1 protein-coding gene is annotated in these 245 nt (G+C 66.9%); it reads left to right on the top strand.

The window, feature by feature from the left end; genetic code table 11:
* Positions 1-245: SMP-30/gluconolactonase/LRE family protein (locus SB786_RS37290; RefSeq protein ID WP_410731723.1), on the top strand; the 245-nt coding region annotated here is incomplete at both ends.

The raw sequence follows: 245 nt of genomic DNA, 5'->3' as shown, positions 1-245 counted from the left end.
ATGTACCCGAAAGCGGCGAGCGCAGCAGTTGGGAGGCGCCCGCGCAAACCGGTTTCGTGCTGCCGCACGCGGACGGCGGCTTTGTCTGCGGATTGCAGGGCGGGCTGCATCGCTTCACGCCGGAAAACGCGCGCTTCGTGTTGTGCGTGCCGGTTGAAAGCGGTCTGCCCGGCAACCGGCTCAACGACGCGCATGTCGATACCGAAGGGCGCCTGTGGTTCGGCTCGATGGACGACGCGGAACGG

This window comes from Burkholderia sp. SIMBA_062, assembly GCF_046534765.1.
GTDB classification, from domain to species: Bacteria; Pseudomonadota; Gammaproteobacteria; order Burkholderiales; family Burkholderiaceae; genus Burkholderia; species Burkholderia ambifaria.
The sequence above is the reverse complement of the archived record's forward strand: the minus strand, read 5'-3'. Positions and strand labels throughout refer to the sequence as shown.